Source organism: Synechococcus sp. MU1655 (genome assembly GCF_023630655.1).
Classification (GTDB): Bacteria; Cyanobacteriota; Cyanobacteriia; order PCC-6307; family Cyanobiaceae; genus Synechococcus_C.
The window spans coordinates 1-5,807 of record NZ_JAKUHK010000124.1; the positions used below are offsets into that span (position 1 = coordinate 1).

Genomic DNA, 5,807 nt, shown 5'->3' on the forward strand with positions numbered 1-5,807 from the left:
GCTGGAAGAATGCCGAAGCAAGCGCAAGCTCGGAGCATCGCTTGAAGCGGCCGTTCGCCTCGAAGCGCGCACCCCCGCACTCCAAGACGCCCTTCACTGGCTCCAAAGCAAAGGGGATCAAGAGGTGGATGGCCTGCGCGACTGGCTACTCGTGTCCCAGTTGCAGCTTGGAGGCGAGCCCTGGGCCGAATTGCTGGCCAGTGATGACAACGAGCTCGCCGCGATCGAAGTAGCCCTGTCTCGAGGTCAGAAGTGTGAGCGCTGTTGGCATTATGAAAGCGACATCGGTCAGAACAGTGATCACCCAGGCTTGTGCGGTCGCTGCGTGTCCGTACTGGAACGGCGCTAATAGTTAGATCCAGTGGTCTGCATCGATCAATTGCTCAGGAGGCAGGGGCCCGATCAGCCTCTCCTCCCGCTGAGGATTGAGTGGACCGCGCAACAATTCAGCGGTTTCAAGTGCCGCTCCATCAGGCAGCACGGTTCGATCCGGATCAAAATCCGTGGGATGGGTGGTGCAGCTGCTGAAGCCACGAAAGATCAACACTTCAAGGGCTTCTTCTTCCCATTCAGAGGTCTGCACAGTTCCTCGGAGGCGCAACACGCGATCGGGACGATCGCGACTGATCGCTTCAAGAGCCGGCAACAACGAATCAGAACTCACCAGCCACCCGCCCTTGACGTGGCAGACGCACGAGGAGCCACTGGAGGAGCCCCACCACATAGGCCACTAACGCCACATAGCCAATAAATGCGGCAACAGCCTCACTCCACTGACCACCGAAGACGAAATCGAACAAACGCTCGGCGACACGATGCAATCCCTGGGGGCCTTCCAGCCAGGCCAAGCACTCAGCACCGCTCAGTTGGTCCGCACAGCGCAATGCCGTGGCTGACATCCCCGCCGCAAGCAAAGCAAATCCACTGAGCGCCCAGCGCCAAATACGAACGGTCAGCGGTAGGGCACTACCCGGCGCACTGTCCGCCAGCTCTTCATTGAGATCCACCCAGAACCACACCGAAACCGCCATCAGGACTGGGGCAAGGAAGGCCATGACATAGCCGATCGGACGCCGATCGGTGAGCAGCAACACACTGATGGGAAGCAGGCTTGCCACCTTCCAGTACAGACCCAGCAATCGCACAATGGCTGGCTCACGCCGCACCCCTGCCCAGATCAGCAACACAAGCGGGACGCCGAGGGCAAACGTTGCACCCAGGCGATACGTCAGCCAAACCAAACTGCGATAGGGGAGATCAGGCACCAGGCAGGTTCAAGGTGGAGCCATTATCGATGCCATCGACCTAGCCCTCAAGATTGGTAAGGTCCAATACATGGTTCCGTTCAACCCCCTCGATTGGTTCCGAGGCTCCGGAGCCCAGGCCAAGTGCCGAACGGCACTCAGTGGCTGTGCCTCTCTAGAGGAGGCTTCAAAAGATGTCACCAATCAACTTGGCTCGGAAAAAGGCGATTTAGCCCTGGTTTTTGTTTCCAACCATTTCGCCAGCGATCTGCCGCGGTTGCTTCCGCTTCTCAGCCAGCGAATCCAGGCCGAACACTGGATTGGTTTTGTTGGAGGCGGCGTTGTTGGAACGGACAGTGCCGGGCGATCGCAAGAGCTGGAACAGACCACGGCCCTCAGCATCACCCTCTTAAATCTCCCTGGAGCTCAGCTGAAGCCGTTTCAACTGGACACTGGCTCTCTCCCGGACCTTGATGGACCGGTTCAAAACTGGCAGGACTGGGTCAGCGTGGACCCAGCAAACAGCCGCTCCCTGTTGCTGTTCATCGATCCCAGTTGCGGAGCGATCAACGACCTCATCAGCGGCCTGGATTACGCCTATCCCAACGCTGCGATCATCGGAGGAATTGCCGCACCCCATAACGCCAGCCATGGATCCCTGCTCCTCAATGGTCGGATCATCAATGGTGCCGCTGGGGTGAGCATCGGTGGCGACTGGGTTCTTGATCCGGTTGTTGCCCAGGGCTGCCGACCGATTGGTCCCGTGTTTGCGATCGAACAAGCCCAACGCAACGTCCTGCTGGAACTCAGCGATGGTGATCGTCGCGACACGCCTGTGGCCTGCTTACAACGCGTCCTGGCCGATCTCAGTGCGGAGGACAGAGAGCTGGTGCAGCACTCCCTGTTCCTTGGGGTGGAACGTCGCAATCTGATGCAGGAGTGCCCCAGCGATTTTCTGGTACGCAATCTGATTGGCGTCGACCCACGAAATGGTGCAGTCGCCGTCGCTGAGCGGGTCCGCCCAGGCCAACACGTGCAGTTTCAGCTCCGAGAAGCGCAGTCATCAAGGCAGGAGGCACGCCAGCTGCTGGAGGTCAGCCAAGAGCGTTGTCCCTTGCCACCTCCCCTCTGCGGTCTGTTGTTTGCCTGCCTCGGTCGAGGGAGCGGGCTGTTTGGAGAAGCCAACGGTGATGTTTCGATCGCTCGAGACGTGATGCCCAATCTTCCAATCGCCGGAGCGTTCTGCAACGGCGAGATCGGACCCTTGAGCAACACCACCTACCTGCATGGTTACACCGCTTGCTGGGGCTTACTCCGCCACGCACCTCTTGTTGAGTCACCTGAGGGCTGATGCGCCAGCACGTCAATCCCCTCAGCCGCTTCTTTCAGTTGCCGCTGGAGCTACCGGCGCCACAGAAGCTGTTTGCGCATCCCAACCTGCCGATCCATCTCGATATTGGTTGCGCTCGAGGCTTTTTTCTGTTGGAGCTGGCGGCGATGCAGCCCGATCGAAACCACCTCGGAGTTGAGATCCGCAGGCCCCTGGTGCAAGCAGCCCAACGGGATCGTGACCGGCTGCAGCAGCACAACCTTCATTTTTTATTTTGCAACGCCAATATCAGCCTGGAAGCTTGGATGGCAGCGTTGCCACCAGACCAGTTGCAGCTGGTCAGCATTCAGTTTCCAGATCCCTGGTTCAAACAACGCCATCGCAAACGCCGAGTGCTGCAACCCGCCCTCTTGCATGCCATCGCCGCCGCACTCCATCCCGGCCGACATCTGTTTCTGCAAAGTGATGTGTTGGCAGTGATCGAACCGATGGTGGCCCTCGTGGAGCTCTCCAACTGCTTTGCCCGCCCGAAAGACGATCCACAGCCATGGCGAACCAGCAATCCCTTGCCCGTAGCGACGGAGCGGGAGCGCTACGTCCAGGACCAGGGACAACCCACCTATCGCGTGCTGTTTGAGCGCACCCAGGCTGCGCTTCCAGCATTAAGGGATCTGGAGATGGCTTGGCAACAGGTTGATAATTCCAAAGACGCTGCACCCACACCTCATGGCTGAGGCTCCGGCCCCACCACCTTTGTTGTTGCGCTGGCAAGGAGTCCTGCCCGCGAGTGATCCGCAGCGCAGACGCCTTCGCTGGTTGGCCAGCATCCTGCTCATGGTTCTGCTCGCAGGACTGCCCTTCCTCACGCGAACGGGACTCGCGCTCGTGGTTCTGGCTTGCGGAGCGCTGTGGATCCTCTGGTCCAGCGTGAGCCAACCGCAGCGCATCGGTGCCATCAGCGCCTGGGTGCTGTTGTTTGTTGGCATCGCCCTACTCGCAACAGGATTCTCCCCTGTTCCTGCCGCAGCCGCGAAAGGCTTGATCAAACTGCTCAGCTATCTCGGTGTGTATGCCCTGATGCGCCAGCTACTGGCCGAACGACCCGAGTGGTGGGACCGACTCTTGGCCGCGTTGCTGGGCGGTGAATTACTCACCAGTGTGATGGCCTTGCGCCAGCTTTACGGACCCACTGAGGAGCTCGCACGCTGGGCCGACCCCAACTCCGTAGCCGCAGGGACGATCAGGGTTTATGGCCCCCTAGGCAACCCCAATCTGCTGGCGGGATATCTGGTGCCAATCCTGCCGTTAGCGCTCGTTGCCTTGATCCGCTGGAGGGGCTGGGGGGCACGTTGCTATGCAGCTATTGCAGTGGGTTTGGGAGCAACAGCCACCCTGTTTAGCTACAGCCGCGGGGGCTGGCTCGGCATGCTCGCGGCCCTTGGTGTGCTGGTGCTGCTGCTCGTGTTGCGTGCCATCCGCAGCTGGCCAAAACTGTGGCGGCGTCTCGTCCCCATCGCTCTGCTGGTACTGGCTGGTGTGGCCTTGGCGATCGCAGTCACGCAGGTGGATCCGATCCGTACACGGGTCGCCAGCCTGCTGGCGGGACGAGGCGATAGCTCCAACAACTTCCGCATCAACGTGTGGTTGGCCGCAGTGGAGATGATTCAAGACCGGCCCTGGCTCGGCATCGGGCCAGGCAACGCCGCCTTCAATGCCATTTACCCCCTCTATCAACAACCCAAGTTCAATGCCCTGAGCGCCTATTCCGTTCCCCTGGAACTCCTCGTTGAAACGGGCATTCCAGGCCTAATCGCTGCTCTTGGGTTAGCGGGAGCCAGTCTTCGCAACGGCCTCACAGCCCTGCGCTCAACGGCTGCCCTGGCGTTGCCCTGGCTGGGCTGCCTTGCCGCCATCGCCGGACTGGTCGTCCAAGGGGCCACGGATACGATTTTTTTTCGACCAGAAGTACAAATCATCGGTTGGTTTTGCCTGGCAACCCTGAGTCAGGCTCACCAGACCAGCCATGAGTAACGCACTAATTTTGGCTGGCTTCGATGCTGGCCAAACCCATTGCCGCTGCAAGCTGAGCCGTTGGCACAACGGGACCTGGCAACCGCTAGGCGAGGGCCAGGGCAGTGGCGTCAGCCATCTCCAAGCCAGCGGAGGCGAAACGCGCTTCATGGAGGCCCTTCGCAGCAGCCTGCAAGCCGCCAATCCCGACGGGCTGGAGATCACAGCTGCCGCCGTTGGTGCCAGCGGAGTGGAGCAGGGCACAGCGCTTCAAAACCGTGCCAGAGATTTGTTATCAGCCAGTCTCGAGCTGCCAAAAAAGCACTGCGTCGCCACAGGCGACGAACGCACTGCCCTGCGTGGAGCCTTCCCCAACGATGCCGGCGTTGTGCTGATCAGCGGCACGGGAATGATCGTGGTTGGACGCAACGACAGAGGCCTTGAAACACGTTGCGGCGGATGGGGATGGCAACTGGATGGAGCAGGGGCTGCCTTTGATCTCGGCCATCAGGGGCTACAGCTCAGCCTGCGCATGGCCGATGGCCGACTTCCAGACGGACCACTGCGCAAGCAGCTGTGGCAAGTCCTTGGTTGCCGCACAGCCACAGACGTCAAGGCCTTCGTTGTTCAGCCCGATTACCAACCAGCCCAGCTCGCTCAATTGGCACCCCTCGTCTGCGCCGCCGCGGAAGCCGGCAATGTTGAGGCCGCGGCCATTCTCGACCGCTCCGGCGATGCTCTTGCCGAAGCAGCTCAAGCCGTGGCTTCCACCCTGGGGCTCACCAAGCCCAAACTCTGCGCCAGGGGTGGGGCACTGCAGAACCTGGCACCCCTTCAACAGGCTGTAGACACGTCCCTACGCCGTCGCCAGGTGGATGCACGCTGGGATGAACGGAGTGGTGACGCCTGCGATGGAGCGCTCACCCTCGCCCTCGAAAGCTGCTGATCAAGAGGCGTTGAGATGCTGCTCTGCCGCTGCGGCCAAGCGGGAGGTCCAGTGATCGACCACCGCTTGATCGGCCGCCTCAACCATCACGCGCAGCAGTGGTTCAGTCCCACTCGCCCGCACCAGCACACGGCCGTCATCCGCCATTGAAGCCTCCGCCTCTTGAACCAGGGAATGGAGGGGAGCACAGTCCGCCCAACCCTTTCTGCGCTCGCGATTCTCAACGCGCACATTCACCAGTTTCTGGGGGTAGGCCTGAAAGCTCTGATCCACCCAC

Annotated in this window: 7 protein-coding genes and 1 pseudogene; 5 read left to right on the forward strand and 3 right to left on the reverse strand. The window is 60.7% G+C overall.

Annotated features, from left to right (window positions below):
* A partial coding sequence (locus NCN04_RS06905) for a zinc finger domain-containing protein (RefSeq protein WP_284498646.1) occupies positions 1–349 on the forward strand: 349 nt, incomplete at its 5' end.
* A 3-nt stretch (positions 350–352) separates the two neighbouring features.
* Here NCN04_RS06905 and NCN04_RS06910 read toward each other — a convergent pair.
* Positions 353–664, reverse strand: a complete 312-nt coding sequence (locus tag NCN04_RS06910; protein WP_250395604.1) for a DUF7734 family protein — start codon at positions 662–664, stop codon at positions 353–355.
* Complete coding sequence (locus NCN04_RS06915; RefSeq protein WP_048347832.1) at positions 654–1,265, reverse strand: DUF3177 family protein; 612 nt, start codon at positions 1,263–1,265, stop codon at positions 654–656. The genes NCN04_RS06910 and NCN04_RS06915 overlap by 11 nt, the downstream gene beginning before the upstream one ends.
* A gap of 70 nt (positions 1,266–1,335) precedes the next feature.
* On the opposite strand from NCN04_RS06915, the gene NCN04_RS06920 reads away from it, so the two are divergent.
* Genes NCN04_RS06920 through NCN04_RS06935 form a run of 4 tightly spaced genes read left to right on the forward strand, consistent with a single transcriptional unit; the run spans position 1,336 to position 5,530 of the window.
* Complete coding sequence (locus NCN04_RS06920; RefSeq protein ID WP_250395605.1) at positions 1,336–2,595, forward strand: FIST signal transduction protein; 1,260 nt, start codon at positions 1,336–1,338, stop codon at positions 2,593–2,595.
* Positions 2,595–3,308, forward strand: a complete 714-nt coding sequence (gene trmB / locus NCN04_RS06925) for a tRNA (guanosine(46)-N7)-methyltransferase TrmB (protein ID WP_250395606.1) — start codon at positions 2,595–2,597, stop codon at positions 3,306–3,308. Before NCN04_RS06920 ends, trmB begins: the two co-directional genes overlap by 1 nt.
* Positions 3,301–4,605, forward strand: a complete 1,305-nt coding sequence (locus tag NCN04_RS06930; RefSeq protein WP_250395607.1) for an IctB family putative bicarbonate transporter — start codon at positions 3,301–3,303, stop codon at positions 4,603–4,605. Before trmB ends, NCN04_RS06930 begins: the two co-directional genes overlap by 8 nt.
* Positions 4,598–5,530, forward strand: coding sequence for a BadF/BadG/BcrA/BcrD ATPase family protein (locus NCN04_RS06935; protein ID WP_250395608.1), 933 nt, complete (start codon positions 4,598–4,600; stop codon positions 5,528–5,530). The genes NCN04_RS06930 and NCN04_RS06935 overlap by 8 nt, the downstream gene beginning before the upstream one ends.
* Here NCN04_RS06935 and glmM read toward each other — a convergent pair.
* Positions 5,531–5,807 (reverse strand): annotated as a pseudogene (gene glmM / locus NCN04_RS06940) (phosphoglucosamine mutase); the annotation flags it as partial.